Raw genomic sequence first — 16,800 nt, 5'->3', positions numbered from 1 at the left:
TCCGCATCATGTTCATCATCACCATCGCAATGAATTCCCACCGAGTCACCGAGCAATCTTTGTCAGCTTTCCAATTGCATACTCGCCTACGATTTCAACATGTTCTCACTTTATGATGTTCATATTAAAAGGAGAGGGTTATGTTATGAGAGGAAATCATCGGGGAAGCGTACCGGTACTGCTGCTTGCAACCGCTTTGTGGTTAACGGCGTGCGCAGGAGCGGGAACGTCGGACGTCAAAAATGATTCAAGCGGCGGCACGCCGAAAACTACGGACGAGCCTGTCGAGATGGTGTTCGCGCAGTTGACGGGAAATTTTTCGGAAGAGTCGTTCATGCAGTTGTACGGCAACAAGATAAAGGCGAAATTTCCGAACATTACAATCAAGTACATTGTGTTGAAAAACGAACAGCATTTGAAGGAATTGCTCTCCATCAAGCAGCCGTTTGATATTGTTATCGGTTCCATCGGAACGACGCCGTCATATTTGCTCGCATCCGAGCTTCAAACCGACATCAGCGACCAAATCAAACTGCAGAAGTATGACCTCAACCGGCTGGAGCCGACGTCGGTGGAAATCCAGCGGCAAATGGCGAACGGGGGGATTTACGGTCTTCCCATCAGTACGAGCTCGGCCGCCCTATACTACAACAAAGACATATTTGACCGATTCGGTATCCCTTACCCGAAAGACGGGATGAAATGGGATGAATTATACGATCTGGCGAAACGGATGACCCGGAATGAGGACGGCGTTCAATACAAAGGGCTTACGATGTCATTTAACCATATGATGCTGATGAACCAGTCGGGTGCGATTTCGGTTGACCCGAAAACCAATAAAGCCAATTTTACGAATGAAACGTTCAAGCAAGCTTTTGAAAATTTAGCCCGCTTCTACCAAATTCCCGGGAACGGCGTTCCGAATAACAAATATGCGCTGGCGGGTCAGACGGATCCGTTCTATAAGGACAAAACCGCGGCCATGATCATGACGACAAGCGGAAGCGGATCGTCGCTCTTCAAAGATGCGGTGAACTGGGACGTCGTTCAAATTCCGTTTTTATCGGACAAGCCGGGAGTCGGACCGCAAAGCTATCCGGGGTACATGTACATGACGAAGCTGACGAAAAACCGCGAGATGGCATTCAAAGTGCTGGCGTACGCAACGAGCGATGAGTGGCAGCTCGACAGCATAAAGACGGGCAACGGTCCGATTCTGAAAGATCCGGGCATCATGAAAAATTTCGGAGTCGACGTGCCTGCACTCAAGGGGAAAAACATCCAATCCTTATACCCCAAAAAATTCGCCGACCCGACGCCGAAAGGGAAGTACCAGAACATCGCAGACGTGGAAATGCTGAACGCGCTAAACGATGTATTGAGCGGAACGGATGTTAACACTGCTTTGAAACAAGCGGCGGAACGCGTCAACAAAAAAATCGAAGAGCAAGGAAGCTGAGTAATTTCATCATAACATAACGTTCGGTACAGCCTGTGAGCAAGGTTCTAGGAGAACTTATGCGCACAGGCTTTTTCTATGCAACGCACAGACAGCGCTTTACCAAATCTTTACCTCGGTTTTTCGCAATATCGCAAAGAAGGACCTTGTAAATAAAACCATCTTATTGTAACCTGATGATAATAAATCAAATTGATTAAATAAAAATGAGTATCCGATGGGAGCATCTTCAAGGAAGATACATTCGCGTTTTTAAGAAGCTTTTCCAAATGGATATTCCGCACGGATAAAAAAAAGGAGGAAGGTTGGGCTATGAAACTGCCTATCCAAAAGCATGGCGTGAAAGTGGCGGGCGCAGTCGCGATAAGCGCCTTGCTCATTACGGCTGCTTGTGCCAAAGTCAATCCCGAGCCCAAGCAAGCGGCGGCACCCATGCAGCAGGAAGACAAGAAGCAAGAAGTGCCGCTGCGAACCGGCGAAGTGTTCGACAAGGAAAAATATAAGGGTCTTTTGACGATTCGTTATTTCGATTTGAAAGACCAAAAGGTAGGGACCGGAGACAGCATCCTGATCACGAGTCCCGAAGGCAAGACGATGCTGATCGATGCGGGGATCGCCGATACGGGTTGGCAGGTCGTACGCTACTTGGATCAGCTAGGCATCGAAACGCTCGATATTGCCCTCAACACGCATCCGCACACGGATCATATCGGCGGCTATGCGGAAATATTGAAGAAAAAAGACGCTAAGGCGTTTTACATGGAAAACTTGCCTTTCCCGTCGTCCGGCGCCTACCGCAATGTGATGGCTCAGGTGGAGAAGAAAAAAATCCCCATTACCATGCTTGAGGAAGGCGACACCTTCGAGCTGGGGAACGACCTGAAATTCGAAGTATTCAGTCCGAAGAAGGGTGCTCTGCCGGCGGCGGTAACCAACTATGATACGGCTACGCTTAATTTCTTTTCGCTTGTCATCAAGATGACCTATAAGGACAACACGTTCTTGTTCCCGGCGGATATTTACAAGGACAAGGAGATGGAGCTCGTTACGCTGCACGGCAAAAAGTTCGATACCGATTTTGTGCACGCCCCCCATCACGGAAGCTCGACTTCCTCCTCGCCGACGTTCATCGATGCCGTCACTCCCAAAGTAGCGGTGATTAGCATGAATTTGTTTAGCCGCGGAGAAGTGTTGAAGGTGTACGAAAAGAAGGGCACGGACGTGTACGCAACCGGCTTGAACGGCAACATTCTGATCACGTCGGACGGCAAGAACATGAAAGTGATCGCCGAGAAAGACAGACCTGCAACGAAGTAGCATGCAAGCTGCTACAAGCAATGACTCCTTTTCGCACTTGTATCATCTACTGCTTGTCCCGGAGATGCCACCGATACGATATGTCGGTGGTTTTTGTTTGTTGGTTACTTGGCAGTCCGCTGTCAGCCGGCTGCGATTGAACTATATCGTAATTTCTGAGAATATAATGAGGTACAAATCGGAACGTAAGGTGGGATCGGTATTGAACGTAAAAGAGTTGGCCTCTGTAGTAACGTTTTGCGGCATTCGCGGCGATGACACTGCGGAAATAACCGGGATCCAGATGGATTCGCGCAAAATTCGCCCGGGGGATTTGTTCGTATGCATCCGCGGCCGCAATTTCGACGGGCATCAATACGCGGACGAAGCCGTCGCAAACGGAGCTGCAGCACTGCTTGTCGAGCACGAACAGAATGTAAATATCCCGCAGCTTGTCGTGAAAAACGCCAGAGATGCCATGGCGATCATCGCCAGTCACTTTTACGGTTATCCAAGCCGTGAGATGCGCGTGATCGGTGTGACCGGCACGAACGGCAAGACGACGTCCACTTACATGATCGAGCAAGCACTTCGGGACGCCGGCTTTGTCACGGGTGTCATGGGGACGATCGGCATTCGGATCAACGGTGAAATCGTTGACCCGGAGCAGCAGTTCGGCGGCATACAAACGACGCTGGAATCCGTAGATTTGCAGCGGTATTTTCGGAAAATGAGAGCGGCTGGAACCGAATACTGCCTCATGGAAGTTGCAAGCATTGCTCTTCAAGCGGGCCGAGTGAAAGGGGTCGACTTTCGCACGGCGTTATTCACGAATTTAACGCAGGATCATTTGGACGATCACGATACGATGGAAAAGTACAAGGCGGCGAAAGGTTTGTTTTTCTCACGGCTTGGCAATACATACGGGCCTGAGGGCCATGATGTGAAGTATGCTGTGCTCAACGCGGACGACGCCGCATCCGGCGAATACGCGGGCGTCACCGCGGCGCAGGTCGTAACTTACGGCGTCGAGAAGGCTGCGGATATATCGGCAAGTCAGCTGAGCGTATCGCCGCAGGGCACCCGTTTCCATGTGACGACGCCGATAGGTTCGATCCCCGTGTCAATGAAATTGATCGGCAAATTCAATGTTTACAACGCGTTGGGGGCCATCGCCTGCTGCATTCTGGAGGGACTCTCTTTGGATCAGGTAAAACAGAGCTTGGAGCGGCTCGACGTGATCGCCGGCCGGATGGAATCCGTCGACGCGGGCCAGCCGTTCCTCGTACTGGTCGATTACGCGCATACGCCGGACGGACTCGATAATGCGCTATCCGCCATTCGCGAGTTCGCGCAAGGAAATGTAATTACCGTCTTCGGCTGCGGCGGCGATCGGGACCGCACCAAGCGGCCGATCATGGGGAACGTTGTCGCGAAGCATAGCGACTATATTGTCATTACATCGGATAATCCGCGCTCGGAGGACCCGGAGGCGATTATGGACGACATTGAAACGGGGCTTCGCGAAGCGAACTTTGGCTCTGAACAGTACGAGCGAATTGCAGACCGGGCAGCGGCCATACAAAGAGCGGTGCAGCGGGCCCATCCGAACGACGTCGTGCTGATCGCCGGGAAAGGGCACGAGACATACCAGATCGTCAAAGGAGTAACCGCTCATTTCGATGACCGGGTTATTGCTAGCGATGCGATTGTGCATCGTCTCGGAACGTAAACGGGCAGGCCGTTCCTCCGGCCGCCTGTTTTCCATTCAAATGGACGGATTCTGCTCATTCTTGATCGATCGGATGCCGGATCCGGTCGCGGTACAGGTCGAAAAACAAATCGCCGTTCGTTTTTCGCACAGCGTAGCTAACTTCTTCCAAATTAACGCCACGCTTTTGCAATTGTTTTGTCATCCATTCCGGAGACATGCCGTTTTGCAGTAAATTTTCCGTAATGATTTTGCCGTCCATAATAAGTTCCACAGGGAATTGCAGCTTCGTTTGGCTTGTCAGAAACAACGACTGCAAGTCTTTGCGCATAACGTACCGGCATTCCGGCTTTCGCAGGATGGATAGTTTGCCGTTGAGCTCCAGCACGGCATATTCCACTTCATCCGGATCAAAAATATCTTTTTCCCTTAATTCCTGATTTAACGCGTCGAGGGAAACGTGCATTTTTTTTAAATTATTTTCCAGTATTTTTCCATTTTCAATGATAACTGTCGGCTTGCCGGCAAGCCACTTTCGGCTTTTTCGGCTCTTGAGCGAGATCAATGCGACGAGATAGGCGATTCCGGCAAACGTCGTAAATGAAGCAACGGATTGCCAAGTCTTCAAATGCGTGTTCAATGCAATATTACTGGTAATTGCGCCCAGCGTAATCGACGCGACAAAATCGTGGTAAGTCATCCTGGCGATCGTATGCTTGCCAAGGAGTCTCGTAAAAACCATAATGAGCGAAAAAGCAATGATCGTGCGTATGATCGTCTCCCAAAACAGTGACATGCAGACCCACTCCTTCCCAATATAGTATTTCTTTGTCTGGAGCCGGCCATACTTGAAAAATTCGCAAGATCGGGAGAGTTGCACAAATTGAAAGGATATGGTAATGTTTTCGTATTCGATTGGAACGGAGGGTTACGTGTGATCAATTTTTCCCGATTGAGAAAGCAAAGCAAGTAATTGCGAATGCTGCTCTGTGTCTGCAGAGTAATCGGGATCGGTTTGTCTTCACACGGATACCCCAATCGTTTTGAATTAAGACGAGAGGACTCGTTCTCTGACAAAATCCGGGAACAGGTCATCCTTTTGTTTTGCGTTCGAACAAACGGGCAGGACATTCCTTTTTCGATTGCAATCAGCACAGGCGGCGAACCGTCTGTGTTTTTTATTTTTTTACTCGAAAAGGAGCGAATGTCATTATGACAATACAACATACAAACGATCATTCATCGCAAATTGACGAAATGATAGCCGTTGCACGCGCAAACGGGCTGCGGCTGAATACAAAACAAATCGAAATCAATGAATCGGGCATGGACTTTCTGGTCGCATTTGCGAAGGATGATGCCGGGGAAGCGTGGGTGCTGCGCAAGCCGAGACGTGCGGATGTATGGGAGCGGGCGGTCAATGAGCAAAAGGTGCTTACGCTTGTGAGCGGGCGGCTCCCGGTTCAGGTGCCGGACTGGCGCATATGCACGCCGGAACTGATCGCGTATCCGCTGCTCGGCGGCCGCCCGGTGGCATCGGTGGACCCGGCGGCAGGTGGCTATGTTTGGCTGTATGAGCAGCAATCGCTTTCCGATGCGTTTTTCGATTCGCTTGCGGAAGCTTTGGCCGCGCTTCACGGCATCGATCACGCGGCGGCTGCGAAAGCCGGCGTTCGAATCAAAAGCCCCCGCGAGGCGCGCGACGCTTTTGCCGCCAATATCGAAGAGATCAAGCGCAGCTTCACGATTCCCGATAAGCTTCATGCGCGATGGTCGGCATGGCTGTCCACGGATTCATTCTGGCCTGATCATTCGGCGTTGCACCACGGCGATTTGCATCCGCCGCATATACTCGTGGACGAGGCGCAGCGCGTGACAGGGCTGATTGACTGGACGGAAGCGGAGATCGCCGATCCGGGCAAAGATTTTGTCATTTACTTCGCGCTGTTCGGCGAGGAAGGCCTTCGCGATTTGCTGCGGCGTTACGAGCGGGCTGGAGGCATCGTATGGCCACGGATGCACGAGCATATCGCCGAGCAATGGGCCGCTTATCCGGCGATTGTAGCGAAATTTGCGCTCATTACCGGGAAAGAAGCCGATATGGAGATGGCTAGAGGAATGATCGCGAATTGGAGCGCAGAATAACGGTCCGCGGCGGATAGCCGATTGCGCAAGGACGATCAAGACCGCTGCTTGCCGGCGGTCTTGCTTTCATGCGGCAGGCCAAAGAAAGTGATGTTGAACGCGTTGTTGTAACTTAGCAAGCATTGACGATGGTATAATTATCCAGTAAGCGGATGGAAACATACCTTTCTGCCGGTTGGACGATAAGGAGAGAAGCAAATTGGAAATACGAAAGCTAACGTTGCATGAACAACCGCCGATGGAACTGCTTTTACTCGCGGATCCTTCGCCGAAGCTGGTCGAGCAATATTTGAAGCGAGGGGATTGTTTTGTCGCCGAAGCGGATGGTGCCACCATCGGCGTGTACGTACTGCTGCCGACAAGGCCGGATACGACGGAGATCGTCAATGTCGCAGTCGACGAACGCCATCAGGGCAGAGGCGTCGGAAAACAGCTTGTAAACCATGCCATTCAAACGGCGAAGGCGCAAGGATACAAGACGATTGAGATCGGCACAGGCAATTCCGGCGTGGGGCAGCTTGCGCTATATCAAAAATGCGGGTTTCGCATAACCGGCGTGGACCGGGACTTTTTCTTAAGACATTATAGCGAAGAAATTTATGAGAACGGCATACAGGTCATGGACATGGTGCGGTTATCTCAAGATATATAATGAGCTATCACGGAATAGGGAGTATGACTCGAAAACAACGCAATGCCGAGGGGTGAACGCATGAGGAAATACGCAGTAATCATCGGTCTTTGCCTGGCATTCGCGACCGTTTTGCCGGCAGGAGGGTTGCCCCGCGTCGAAGCGGCCAAGTCTTCCGCCGATTATAAGGACTTGTCGACGGCGGATGCCAAGACGAAGCAGCAAGTGGATACGGGCCTTGCCTTGGGCTTATTCCAGGGGGTAACGGAAGATCGCTTCGGGCTTAACGAAACGGTTAACCGGGCCGAACTTGCAATAATGGTTGCGCTTGCCGTCCACTTGAGAGTGGATGTATCACGAGACGTTTCCCATTATGACGACGTACAGGCGAACGACCCGGACTACGGATATGCGCTTCCGTACATAGAGGCGCTTCAGGAGGCGGGCATCATCGACGGGAGCGGGGCGAACCGGTTCGAGCCGGGAGGGGACGTGACCCGGGAGCAGCTTGCCGTCATCTTGATTCGCAGCAGCTCGAAGCATGAGAAAGAAGCGCAGCTTACCGGCGGAGTGAACGATCCGACCGTATCCGATTATGCAAAGCCTTACGTGGCGCTTGCATTGCAGAAATACGAATTTCTGCGTACGGACGGCAATTTCGAGGGTACGAAGAGCATCGAGCGGCGGATGTATTGCGGCTGTAAACCGCCGGATGCGGGCAAGCTTGTGCAATCGCTCGATGCAATACCAGATAAAGTGCCGTTTTTCATCCGCGTCTTCGATAAGCTGATGTCTCTCGATAGCGCGTTGAACGGAAATATGAAATTTATTTCCATCTATGTCAAGAACGTTCAGAACGACTGGACAGAGGAAGAGCGAACGCAGTTGGCCGCTTATGTCGAACAAAAATACGGTGTGGAGCTGCTCTATTATTCGCATGAACAACTCGTATCGCATCAATGGATCAACGAGCAAACGAAATCGCTTCAAGGCATTCTTCTGCAAATTGAAAAGATCCGAATTGACGAATCCGGGACGGTGGCAACGGTGGCCGGCGCCAAATACAGGTCTCCGAAAGGAGCGGTCGGGACGGAACAACTGATATTGAAACGCGAGAACAACGACTGGGCGATCCACGAAATGAAAGGCTCGTGGATTAGCTGATCCAAGCAAGCGTGGAAGAGGGCGGCAGCGGCAATGCAGCATGCTGCCTTCGGACGCTGCTTTCCGCCGGAAGGCTGCTCAACGTACTGAGCGGCCTTCTTTTATTTTCCGCCATCGCCCCACTTCAAGACCCACTTCTCCATTTCCTTCAGCGCCGCTTGAAAATCCATCCCTTTTTCCGTTAACGAATATTGCACCGTTACCGGCACGGTCGGGAATACTTCCCGGAGGACGATGCCGTTTTGTTCCAGGTGCCGCAGCGTATCGGTAAGCGACTGGGTTTTTATCACCTTGACGCTTCTTTGCAGCTGTTTGAACCGCTGCGGTCCTCTGCACAGCTCGTCGATGACCAGGAAAGCCCACTTAGCGCCGAGAATTTGCAGCACTTCGCATATGTTGGAACCCATCGAATGTTCTGCTTCGGGAGAGGCACTCATAACGACACATCCTTACAAAAAGTTAGTTAGTCAAAATAAAAGGACAATATCCAAATACTTTGCCTTCTTACATTATTATCGCAGCTCAAATATAATGTCAATCAAGCGAAACAGCAAACATGATCACTATCGGAAGCCGTCGACTGCGCATGTGCTAGCCATGCACGGATTCGGCCGTCCGCTGAAGTGAAGACTGATAGCTCACACGCAGAAAGGAATGAATGATGATGAATCGACTGTTTATTTATATTCTTGCGCTCGGCGTATTTGTAACGGCAACTTCCGAACTGGTCGTAGCGGGAATTCTTCCTGCCATTGCCGAGGATCTGCACATTTCCATCGCCATTGCCGGGCAGCTGATCACCGCTTATTCTGTCGCGTTCGCCGTTGGCACCCCGATTATCGTGTCGTTGACTTCCCGACTGGAACGCAAAAAAGTGCTGGCCGGCTCGCTGGCTGCTTTTATCCTGGGCTGCCTCGTTTCTTTCGTCAGTACGAACATTTCGATATTGATGATCTCCCGAATGATGCTGGGAATCAGCTCGGGCGTATACCTTGTCGTCGTATTCAGCTCGGTCGCCAAATTGGTTCCGGCGGACAAAATCGGCGGCGCGATCGGCACCGTCATTCTTGGCTTCAGCTGCGCAATGGTGCTCGGAGTTCCGCTAGGCATCGCGATTACCCAGTGGTTTCATTGGCAGGTGATCTTTATGATGTTGGCCATATTCAGTCTCTTGATCATGTTCATCATAATCCGGCTGCTTCCGACCATTGAAGGCGACGCTCCCGTGTCGTTCAAACAACAATTCGCCGTACTCGGCAATGTGGCCGTGGTGAGCGGGTTGTTCCTCAGCTTTTTCCGCGAATCGGGCAATTCGGTCATGTTTACGTATATGACCCCGTATTTGCAAACGATTCTACACATGACATCATCCGAAATCGGTGTAATGATGCTTATATTCGGTCTATTCGGAGTGATCGGTTCCCGGCTCGGCGGGTACATCGTCGACAAGTGGGGAACGGCCCGATTAATGATCGGCGGCATCGCCATCCATGCCCTGTCGCTCGTGCTTCTGCCTCTATTTTCCGCAACGTATGCAGTTGGTTTGGGGTTGATTGCCGTCATGGTATTTACGATGTTCGTGACCGGTCCGGCGATTCAAACGTATTTCATTCAACAGGCGCCGGAGTCGTCCAATCTGATTCTCAGCCTGAATACGTCGATCATTCATCTGGGGCTGGCAACCGGAGCGGGGGTCGGCGGAGCGATCGCCGGCGCCGCTTCTACGGTGCTGTATAATCCGTGGATCGCGAGCGGGATTGTCGTCCTCGGGCTGGCTGCCGCTATCGTTTCCGTCGCGTGGGGCAGGCGTGTGTTTTCCAAAGTGGCAGCATAAAGAGTCAATCGCGCCGTTCCACGAAATTTTCATAGACAATGGTACGATATACGACTATTCTACATGTTGAAGGAAAAATATGGATAGGACTTGACGGAAACAGAGAATTCATCCGGCCAAATGATCAAGACGAGGGTGCACGGCATGCAGCTCAATTATAATAGAAGAGAGGCGCAAGCATATGCTTATGAAGCAATGGCTATTTCCGGACGATTTGGCACAGCTTGATCTGGGCGAATCCGGCGCCAAACCGGGACAATGGCGCGGCCAAGATGCGCTTTATTTTGAAGCCTTTCTTACGAATCCCGTACTCGTGCGCAACTACACGCCGCCGGATTGCTTTCGGCTTCGGGCGGAGGTAGCCATTCCCGGGCCTAACGGATTTCTCGGACTCGTGTTCGGCGTCCGCGACGCGCAAAATTACGAGCTCATCTACATCTCAGCGGCGAGCGCTTCAAGCATCGGCGACATTCAGTACGATCCCGTTATGAACGGCTCCACCACTTGGCAAATATATAACGGCCCCGGCTATCAAGCGCAAGCGCCGGTGCCGCCAGGAGAATGGGTCGCGCTTACGCTGGAGGTCCGCAAAGACACAGCCGCGATTTGCGTTGGCGATAACGCCGTCCCGCAGCTCATCGTTTCAAAGTTGCAGCACGGTCCCGCTGTAGGCAGCATCGGAATGTGGGCCAACTTGCCCGGTTACATACGCAGCATGACCATAGAACAAATACAGCCTGAGCATACGGAGCAGCAGGAACAACGACCGCCGCAATGTAACCGGCTGCCTGCTGACTCGATGCTGTTGACGGAATGGCAGCTTTCCGAACCTTACGCATCGGACGGTCCGACCGGACCATTACAATTCCCTACGAAAGTAGTTGCCGAGGAGAACGGAACCGTTAACCTCAACAGGCTTCACCCCACCAGCGAGAAAGGGACGGCGCTTCAAGCGGAGTGCACGCTGTTGCTGCCCGAGGAGCGGGAGTCGATGCTGTCGTTCGGCTTCAGCGATCGTATGCGGTTATGGGTTAACGGCATGGAAGTGTACCAGGGAGACTGGAAGTGGGGGCCGCCGGCAAGCGACGGGCGGATTCGCCCGGATCACGCCGCTGTTCCCGTACGCTGGAGAGCGGGCCGCAATTCGATTCGCGCCGAAATTACCAACCTGGAAGGCAAGTTCGGCTGGGGATTTTGCGTGAAAGCACACTTGTCCAACGCCGAGTATCGGAATTAAGCGAAGCTGAAAAAACCATCGCGACAATCGCGGTGGTTTTTTTATTTCATTTTTTCAACAGGCAAATCGAACGTGATCCAGAACAGGACGGCGGCGCAAAATGACAGCACCCATGCCCACAACGGATGTTTGTAATGGAGGCGCAGCATCGGGAACGTAATCAAGTTCATAAGAACGGACCACCCTATGTTCCATCCGTGATGGTGAGAAATTCCATTCCATGTATGCAGCGTTATGAATTCGACCATTGAATAGAGCAGCACCCAGCCCAATATATACAAGATTTGCTTTGCTTTTTCGGAAGGATAGTGGCCGAGATAGATCAGGACGGTGGCGGGGAACGAAATAAAATCAAGCGTGAACGAAATTAACGTATGATTCGGAAGGATGGCCCGCCCCTTTCGATACTCGATGAAAATGCAAAAAGTATTATTTCCAATGCAAACCTTTTGTAACAAAAAAAAGAAATTAGTTCGAAAACGAAAAAGCTTTTCCCGGAATCAATCATACAGATTAAGGAAATAGTAAATACGATACCGGAAGGAGGATGGCCCCAAATGAAATTAACGCCTGAACAGCGGGTCACGCTGCATGGGTTTAACAATCTTACCAAATCGTTGAGCTTCAATATGTACGACATCTGCTATACGAAAACAAAAGAGGAACGGGAAGCATACATCGATTATATCGATGAGCAGTACAATGCGGACAGGTTGACTTCCATATTAAATCATGTAGCGGAAATCATCGGCGCGCATGTGCTGAATATCGCCAAGCAGGATTATGAACCGCAAGGAGCGAGCGTGACGATGCTGGTATCGGAAGGGCCGATTGTTGAAGTGCCGACGGAGTCTTACGATGAATCGCCCGGACCGCTTCCGGACTCTGTGGTACTGGCGCTGGACAAAAGCCATATTACCGTTCATACATATCCCGAATACCATCCGGATGAAGGGATCAGCACATTCCGAGCGGACATAGACGTATCGACCTGCGGGGAAATTTCGCCGCTCAAAGCGCTCAATTACTTGATTCGATCGTTCGATACGGACATCATGACGATGGATTACCGCGTACGCGGCTTTACCCGAGACATTCACGGCCACAAGCTGTTTATTGATCATGAGATCAGTTCGATCCAAAACTACATTCCCGATGAAATTAAGGAAATGTACCATATGATCGATGTCAACGTGTATCAAGAAAATATTTTTCATACCAAGTGCAAACTGAGACAGTTCGATTTGAACAATTATTTGTTCGGATATACGAAAGATAAGCTGAGTGAGGAAGAACAACGAGATATTACGGAGAGTTTGAAATGGGAGATGGACGAAATCTTTTACGGGAAAAATATTGCCTACTAAACGGAAACGCCCGCAAAATGCGAGCGATACGAAAGTAGAAACTCGCCCAGCAGGCAGCTTCCCCGCGAACTTCGCTGCTTTCCGAAAAGCCATCTATGCCCGGAATACGGCGGGCAAGAAAGGGAATACTTAAAAATCATGCCATGAATGGAGGTGTCGCCGATGGTCGTTATGAACGCGATCATGTTGATGATCAGTATCGCCGTGCTATCCACTATACGTATGATGCGCGGAACGTTCCGGCCGCTGGAGAAAATGGTATATTATATGGTCATTACCGTCGCCATCGAACAAACCCATTCGGCGATCATCGATAATTTGAAATTGATTCGGTTTTCAGAAAGCGTTTCCGCCTTCTTTTTCTTTAAAATGAATCAGATTATCGTTTTCCCGATCGTGACGCTTTGGCTGCTGCATTCGTTTTTTGCCGTGGACGGACGAACTGTACGGAAAACGTTGCTTGCCGCCGTTTGGTTTCTCGCATTGTCCGGCTCTTACTTTTTGTTCGAGGTGCTCGGGATTTTTCAATTAAAGGGTTGGAAGTTGCTCTATTCGTTCGCTTACTGGTTAACGGTTTTGACGGAATCGTTTTGTTTTGCATGGTGGTTTCGAAAACTGTTGAGAAAGAGAGAACGCGATGATCCTGTATCCGCCTGAACGGTTTGACGTCAATGAATGGTTTGTGCTCAGTGCCGTCGCCCTTGTATTCATCGTTTCGTTTTTGCTGCCCAAACGGCTTTCAGCCATCGAAATTACGGTGATCGCCGTATTCAGCTTGTATTTATCGCAAACGGTCGACTCGTTGATTGCCGTGACGCCGTTCGATTTTTACGATGTGAGCGACTCTGCCAAATACGAAATCATGGATATCGTTATCTATTACTTGCTGTATCCCCCGGTGGCTTATATTTTTTTGCATTTTTATGACAGATTGCAGCTGAACACGATACGACTTATCTTGTATGTGATCGGCTGGTCGTTGTTGACGGCGTTCCTGGAATGGTTGTCTGTATTGTGTCATGTGTTCACTTACAAAGGCTGGCACATTGTTTACTCGCCTTTTGTGTACATTGGAGTATACACGCTTAACATCCTCGTTCTCCGCATCACCCGGCATTGGGAGCGGGGCGGCGGCGAATGGAAACAGGCGCGGAAGGTTCCCCGTTAACTGCCCACGCTGACGGCGATTCCGGTGCCGGAACCGGGCAGCATGCCGATAAACGCTTGCAGGGCGCTGCTGATGAACGAGTCTTTTCGCGTGATGAATTCGGTTTTCATGTGACGGTACGACGGCTCGATTTCATAAGTGCGAACCAGTCCGTCAGCCTCGTGCTTGCGAATGACCGCTTTGGGCATCATCGATATGCCGAGTCCCGCCGACACCCCGCCGATGATCGCTTCCAATGTGCCGAATTCCATAATGATCGACTGCGTTAAGCCGTTCGCCCGCAGCCAATCTTCCAGCACCTCCCGGTAAGAACACCCTCGGCTGAACACGAGAATCGGTCTTTTGACGGCATCCTCCAGGCTGGTAATCGACGCAGTCGACGCGATGACTAGCTCTTCCTCGAATGCCGGAATGGATTGAAGCTCCGGGTGACGGCATTCGCATCCGATAAAAGCGCCGTCCAGTTCATAATGAAGCACTTGTTCCATTAAAAATTGCGTATGCCCCGTAGCGATCGACAGCACTACGTTCGGGTACTGCTCGTAATAGGCGGTGAGCAGCTTGGGCAGACGGACGGCGGCGGCCGTCTGGGTGGACCCGATCATAAGCGGTCCGGACGGTACCTCGGAAGAGGAGAGCGCCTTGGTCGCTTCGTCCAGCAAGCCGACGATTTTGTCGGCGTAGCCGAGCAGCGTTTTGCCGCTGGAAGAGAGCGTCATACCGCGGTTATGGCGGTGAAAGAGCACCGTACCGAGCTCCGATTCCAGCTGCTGCACTCTTGCGGTCACATTGGATTGCACGTATCCGAGCCGTACGGCCGCTTTTGTAATCGATCCTTCGCGGGCAACCGCTTGAAATATGCGCAAATCTGCACTTTCCATCGAAACGACCTCCATTTCATGCGATCATTGTTACTATTGTGATGGTTCACGCTCGACCGTCGCGGCTTCGCCGAGGGGGTCGAGCGTGAACCATCTTGCTATCATATTTAGTGATATTCAACATCTGTAACAATCATTATACATAAATGCAAACCTCCGTTACAATAAGTTCACACCAACGAGAGAGACGGAGGGAAAATCCAGATGAGTAAAATAAAGTATATCGGACTCGTTCTATTTACGACGTTATTAATGGGCGTTGCCTTCCCGGTCGGTAAAATCGGGATGTCTTATGCGCCTCCGTTCTTCCTGATGGGCATCCGGTTCGTTTTGGCCGGTGCCTTATTGGCGTTCATCGTCCGCAGGAAACCGAGACCGCGCGGGGCGAAACAGTGGCTGCAGGCGGCAGCTGTGGGTCTGTTCCAATCGGCGGGCGTCATGGGCTGTGCGTACTACAGCATGCACTGGATTACTTCGGGTGAATCCTCGATCATCACCTGCACAAACCCGCTGTTGGTTATCGTGTTCGGCACTTTGTTTGGCGGCGCAGTGTACCGCGGCCGTCAATGGCTTGGCGTCGTGGCCGGGTTCCTCGGGGTCGCCGTCGCCTTCGGTTTTCATCTCGGCTTACAGCCGGGCACGTTCATCGGTTTTGCGGGGGCGCTCAGCTTCGCTTCGGCGACCCTGCTGATCAAACGATGGGGTGTCGCGTTCGATATGACCGTCCTTGCCGCGTATCAGATGCTTGCCGGCGGGCTTGCGCTGTTCCTTTTAAGCGCCTTGACGGAGCACCCGTATTTTACGGTTAACGCGGCATCCATAACCGTACTGCTGTGGCTGGCAGTCATGTGTTCGATCGTTCAGTTCACGGTTTGGTTTTACTTGCTCCGTAACGGAGATCCAGCGAAGACGAGCGCGTTCCTGTTTCTCGTGCCGCTGTTCGGCGTATTGTCAAGCTGGCTGCTGCTCGGCGAGCAGGTGAACCGGTATGTCGGCCTGGGAGGCCTGCTTGTATGCGCCGGCATTTTTCTGGTCAATTGGGGAGGGAATGGCTATTCCGCGGCGCCGTTGGTGAAGAAGGCTGCGGTGGAAAGGTAAGAGAAAAAGGGACAGAGGAGAGAGAAACGATGGACTTGAAACAAAAAGTGGCGATTGTTACGGGAGGCGGCACGGGGATCGGACGTGCCACTTCCATCATGCTGGCCGAGCGGGGAGCGAGTGTTGCGGTGAACTATTCGCGCTCCAAAGCCGAAGCGGACGAAACCGTGCAGCGGATCCAAGACTACGGAGGCAGCGCTGTCGCCGTTGAGGCGGACGTATCGCGGGACGCCGAAGTGCGGGCTATGATCGACGCCGTCGTGCAGCGATTCGGCACGATCGATTTGCTTGTCAACAACGCCAGCATTACGAGGCACATTCCGCTTGACGATCTGGAGGCGGCTGCGGAAGACGTGTGGGACGACCTGTTCGCAGTGAACGTCAAGGGCATGTTCTACTGCGCGCGCGCCGCCGCTCCCTTGATGAAGAGCAAGAAGCAGGGAGCGATCGTCAACGTCGGCAGCATCGCCGGATTGACGGGTTCGGGTTCTTCGCTTCCATACGCCGTATCCAAAGCGGCCGTACATGGGCTGACCAAATCGCTGGCCCGCGCATTGGTCCCGGAAATCAGCGTCAACAGCGTAGTGCCGGGAGCGGTGGCGACCAGATGGTGGGCGGGGAAGGAAGAGCAAATGCAGCGCTTGATCGGCCATTTGCCGCTGCAGCGCATATCGACGCCGGAAGAGATTGCGCAAATGATCTGCGCCGTATTGGCGCAGCCGTCGATGACGGGACAGATTATTACCGTGGACGGCGGGCAAACGATGTAAATATGATTTTACAGGCTGATATACAAGCACTTCTCT

At 51.8% G+C, this 16,800-nt stretch carries 17 protein-coding genes; 13 read left to right on the top strand and 4 right to left on the bottom strand.

The features are described from left to right. Positions 1-145 precede the first annotated feature (145 nt). From ACFQI7_RS02535 to ACFQI7_RS02525, 3 genes are all read left to right on the top strand, one after another. Positions 146-1,462, top strand: coding sequence for an ABC transporter substrate-binding protein (locus ACFQI7_RS02535; RefSeq protein ID WP_218096829.1), 1,317 nt, complete (start codon positions 146-148; stop codon positions 1,460-1,462). A 312-nt stretch (positions 1,463-1,774) separates the two neighbouring features. After that, entirely contained in the window at positions 1,775-2,779 is a 1,005-nt protein-coding gene (locus ACFQI7_RS02530; RefSeq protein ID WP_218096828.1) for a ComEC/Rec2 family competence protein, read from the top strand. 202 nt (positions 2,780-2,981) lie between these two features. Next, positions 2,982-4,490: a UDP-N-acetylmuramoyl-L-alanyl-D-glutamate--2,6-diaminopimelate ligase gene (locus ACFQI7_RS02525; protein ID WP_218096827.1), complete on the top strand. Its 1,509-nt coding sequence runs from the start codon at positions 2,982-2,984 to the stop codon at positions 4,488-4,490. 55 nt (positions 4,491-4,545) lie between these two features. On the opposite strand, the gene ACFQI7_RS02520 is transcribed toward ACFQI7_RS02525, so the two are convergent. Continuing rightward, the gene (locus ACFQI7_RS02520) at positions 4,546-5,265 is read right to left on the bottom strand and encodes a DUF421 domain-containing protein (RefSeq protein WP_218096826.1); all 720 of its coding nucleotides are present in this window, start codon (positions 5,263-5,265) and stop codon (positions 4,546-4,548) included. 416 nt (positions 5,266-5,681) lie between these two features. Between ACFQI7_RS02520 and ACFQI7_RS02515 the strand changes: the two genes are divergently transcribed. The 3 genes from ACFQI7_RS02515 (at position 5,682) to ACFQI7_RS02505 (ending at position 8,409) form a co-directional block, all read left to right on the top strand. Then, the gene (locus ACFQI7_RS02515; RefSeq protein WP_218096825.1) at positions 5,682-6,614 is read left to right on the top strand and encodes a macrolide 2'-phosphotransferase; all 933 of its coding nucleotides are present in this window, start codon (positions 5,682-5,684) and stop codon (positions 6,612-6,614) included. Positions 6,615-6,813: 199 nt separating this feature from the next. Beyond that, entirely contained in the window at positions 6,814-7,266 is a 453-nt protein-coding gene (locus ACFQI7_RS02510; protein ID WP_218096824.1) for a GNAT family N-acetyltransferase, read from the top strand. 60 nt (positions 7,267-7,326) lie between these two features. Further along, a complete protein-coding gene (locus ACFQI7_RS02505; RefSeq protein WP_218096823.1) occupies positions 7,327-8,409 on the top strand; it encodes an S-layer homology domain-containing protein in 1,083 nt (360 codons plus the stop codon). A gap of 101 nt (positions 8,410-8,510) precedes the next feature. On the opposite strand, the gene ACFQI7_RS02500 is transcribed toward ACFQI7_RS02505, so the two are convergent. Continuing rightward, entirely contained in the window at positions 8,511-8,816 is a 306-nt protein-coding gene (locus ACFQI7_RS02500; protein WP_377516579.1) for a winged helix-turn-helix transcriptional regulator, read from the bottom strand. A gap of 251 nt (positions 8,817-9,067) precedes the next feature. On the opposite strand from ACFQI7_RS02500, the gene ACFQI7_RS02495 reads away from it, so the two are divergent. Both ACFQI7_RS02495 and ACFQI7_RS02490 read left to right on the top strand, forming a co-directional pair. After that, on the top strand, positions 9,068-10,243 hold the full coding sequence (locus tag ACFQI7_RS02495) for an MFS transporter (protein WP_329958195.1): 1,176 nt from the start codon (positions 9,068-9,070) through the stop codon (positions 10,241-10,243). 181 nt (positions 10,244-10,424) lie between these two features. Then, entirely contained in the window at positions 10,425-11,480 is a 1,056-nt protein-coding gene (locus ACFQI7_RS02490; RefSeq protein WP_218096821.1) for a hypothetical protein, read from the top strand. Between the two features lie 41 nt (positions 11,481-11,521). Here the strand turns inward: ACFQI7_RS02490 and ACFQI7_RS02485 are convergent, their stop codons facing one another. Then, on the bottom strand, positions 11,522-11,938 hold the full coding sequence (locus ACFQI7_RS02485) for a CBO0543 family protein (protein ID WP_329958194.1): 417 nt from the start codon (positions 11,936-11,938) through the stop codon (positions 11,522-11,524). Between the two features lie 99 nt (positions 11,939-12,037). Between ACFQI7_RS02485 and speD the strand changes: the two genes are divergently transcribed. The 3 genes from speD to ACFQI7_RS02470 all read left to right on the top strand — a co-directional run bounded on the left by speD (position 12,038) and on the right by ACFQI7_RS02470 (position 14,015). Then, the gene (gene speD / locus ACFQI7_RS02480) at positions 12,038-12,847 is read left to right on the top strand and encodes an adenosylmethionine decarboxylase (protein WP_218096820.1); all 810 of its coding nucleotides are present in this window, start codon (positions 12,038-12,040) and stop codon (positions 12,845-12,847) included. A gap of 162 nt (positions 12,848-13,009) precedes the next feature. Then, a complete protein-coding gene (locus tag ACFQI7_RS02475) occupies positions 13,010-13,504 on the top strand; it encodes a hypothetical protein (protein ID WP_218096819.1) in 495 nt (164 codons plus the stop codon). Beyond that, entirely contained in the window at positions 13,485-14,015 is a 531-nt protein-coding gene (locus ACFQI7_RS02470; protein ID WP_218096818.1) for a hypothetical protein, read from the top strand. Before ACFQI7_RS02475 ends, ACFQI7_RS02470 begins: the two co-directional genes overlap by 20 nt. Here the strand turns inward: ACFQI7_RS02470 and ACFQI7_RS02465 are convergent. Beyond that, positions 14,012-14,896 (bottom strand): LysR family transcriptional regulator, encoded by an 885-nt coding sequence (locus tag ACFQI7_RS02465; protein WP_218096817.1) that lies wholly within the window; start codon positions 14,894-14,896, stop codon positions 14,012-14,014. The two genes, ACFQI7_RS02470 and ACFQI7_RS02465, sit on opposite strands and share 4 nt — an antisense overlap. A 204-nt stretch (positions 14,897-15,100) precedes the next feature. On the opposite strand from ACFQI7_RS02465, the gene ACFQI7_RS02460 reads away from it, so the two are divergent. Both ACFQI7_RS02460 and ACFQI7_RS02455 read left to right on the top strand, forming a co-directional pair. Next, complete coding sequence (locus tag ACFQI7_RS02460; RefSeq protein WP_218096816.1) at positions 15,101-15,994, top strand: DMT family transporter; 894 nt, start codon at positions 15,101-15,103, stop codon at positions 15,992-15,994. A gap of 29 nt (positions 15,995-16,023) precedes the next feature. After that, entirely contained in the window at positions 16,024-16,764 is a 741-nt protein-coding gene (locus ACFQI7_RS02455; RefSeq protein ID WP_218096815.1) for an SDR family NAD(P)-dependent oxidoreductase, read from the top strand. Positions 16,765-16,800 lie beyond the last annotated feature (36 nt).

The sequence above is a fragment of the Paenibacillus allorhizosphaerae genome, from assembly GCF_042659105.1.
In the GTDB taxonomy this organism is placed as follows: Bacteria; Bacillota; Bacilli; order Paenibacillales; family NBRC-103111; genus Paenibacillus_G; species Paenibacillus_G allorhizosphaerae.
This window is presented reverse-complemented; position numbering and strand designations above follow the sequence as displayed.

What these genes read in the sequence shown, in the direction of transcription:
- ACFQI7_RS02475 (WP_218096819.1), top strand. Translation starts at nt 13,010, where the DNA reads ATGGTCGTTATGAACGCGATCATGTTGATGATCAGTATCGCCGTGCTA.
- ACFQI7_RS02515 (WP_218096825.1), top strand. Translation starts at nt 5,682, where the DNA reads ATGACAATACAACATACAAACGATCATTCATCGCAAATTGACGAAATG.
- ACFQI7_RS02530 (WP_218096828.1), top strand. Translation starts at nt 1,775, where the DNA reads ATGAAACTGCCTATCCAAAAGCATGGCGTGAAAGTGGCGGGCGCAGTC.
- ACFQI7_RS02495 (WP_329958195.1), top strand. Translation starts at nt 9,068, where the DNA reads ATGATGATGAATCGACTGTTTATTTATATTCTTGCGCTCGGCGTATTT.
- ACFQI7_RS02505 (WP_218096823.1), top strand. Translation starts at nt 7,327, where the DNA reads ATGAGGAAATACGCAGTAATCATCGGTCTTTGCCTGGCATTCGCGACC.
- ACFQI7_RS02460 (WP_218096816.1), top strand. Translation starts at nt 15,101, where the DNA reads ATGAGTAAAATAAAGTATATCGGACTCGTTCTATTTACGACGTTATTA.
- ACFQI7_RS02535 (WP_218096829.1), top strand. Translation starts at nt 146, where the DNA reads ATGAGAGGAAATCATCGGGGAAGCGTACCGGTACTGCTGCTTGCAACC.
- ACFQI7_RS02490 (WP_218096821.1), top strand. Translation starts at nt 10,425, where the DNA reads ATGCTTATGAAGCAATGGCTATTTCCGGACGATTTGGCACAGCTTGAT.
- ACFQI7_RS02455 (WP_218096815.1), top strand. Translation starts at nt 16,024, where the DNA reads ATGGACTTGAAACAAAAAGTGGCGATTGTTACGGGAGGCGGCACGGGG.
- speD (WP_218096820.1), top strand. Translation starts at nt 12,038, where the DNA reads ATGAAATTAACGCCTGAACAGCGGGTCACGCTGCATGGGTTTAACAAT.
- ACFQI7_RS02500 (WP_377516579.1), bottom strand. Translation starts at nt 8,816, where the DNA reads ATGGGTTCCAACATATGCGAAGTGCTGCAAATTCTCGGCGCTAAGTGG.
- ACFQI7_RS02470 (WP_218096818.1), top strand. Translation starts at nt 13,485, where the DNA reads ATGATCCTGTATCCGCCTGAACGGTTTGACGTCAATGAATGGTTTGTG.
- ACFQI7_RS02520 (WP_218096826.1), bottom strand. Translation starts at nt 5,265, where the DNA reads ATGTCACTGTTTTGGGAGACGATCATACGCACGATCATTGCTTTTTCG.
- ACFQI7_RS02465 (WP_218096817.1), bottom strand. Translation starts at nt 14,896, where the DNA reads ATGGAAAGTGCAGATTTGCGCATATTTCAAGCGGTTGCCCGCGAAGGA.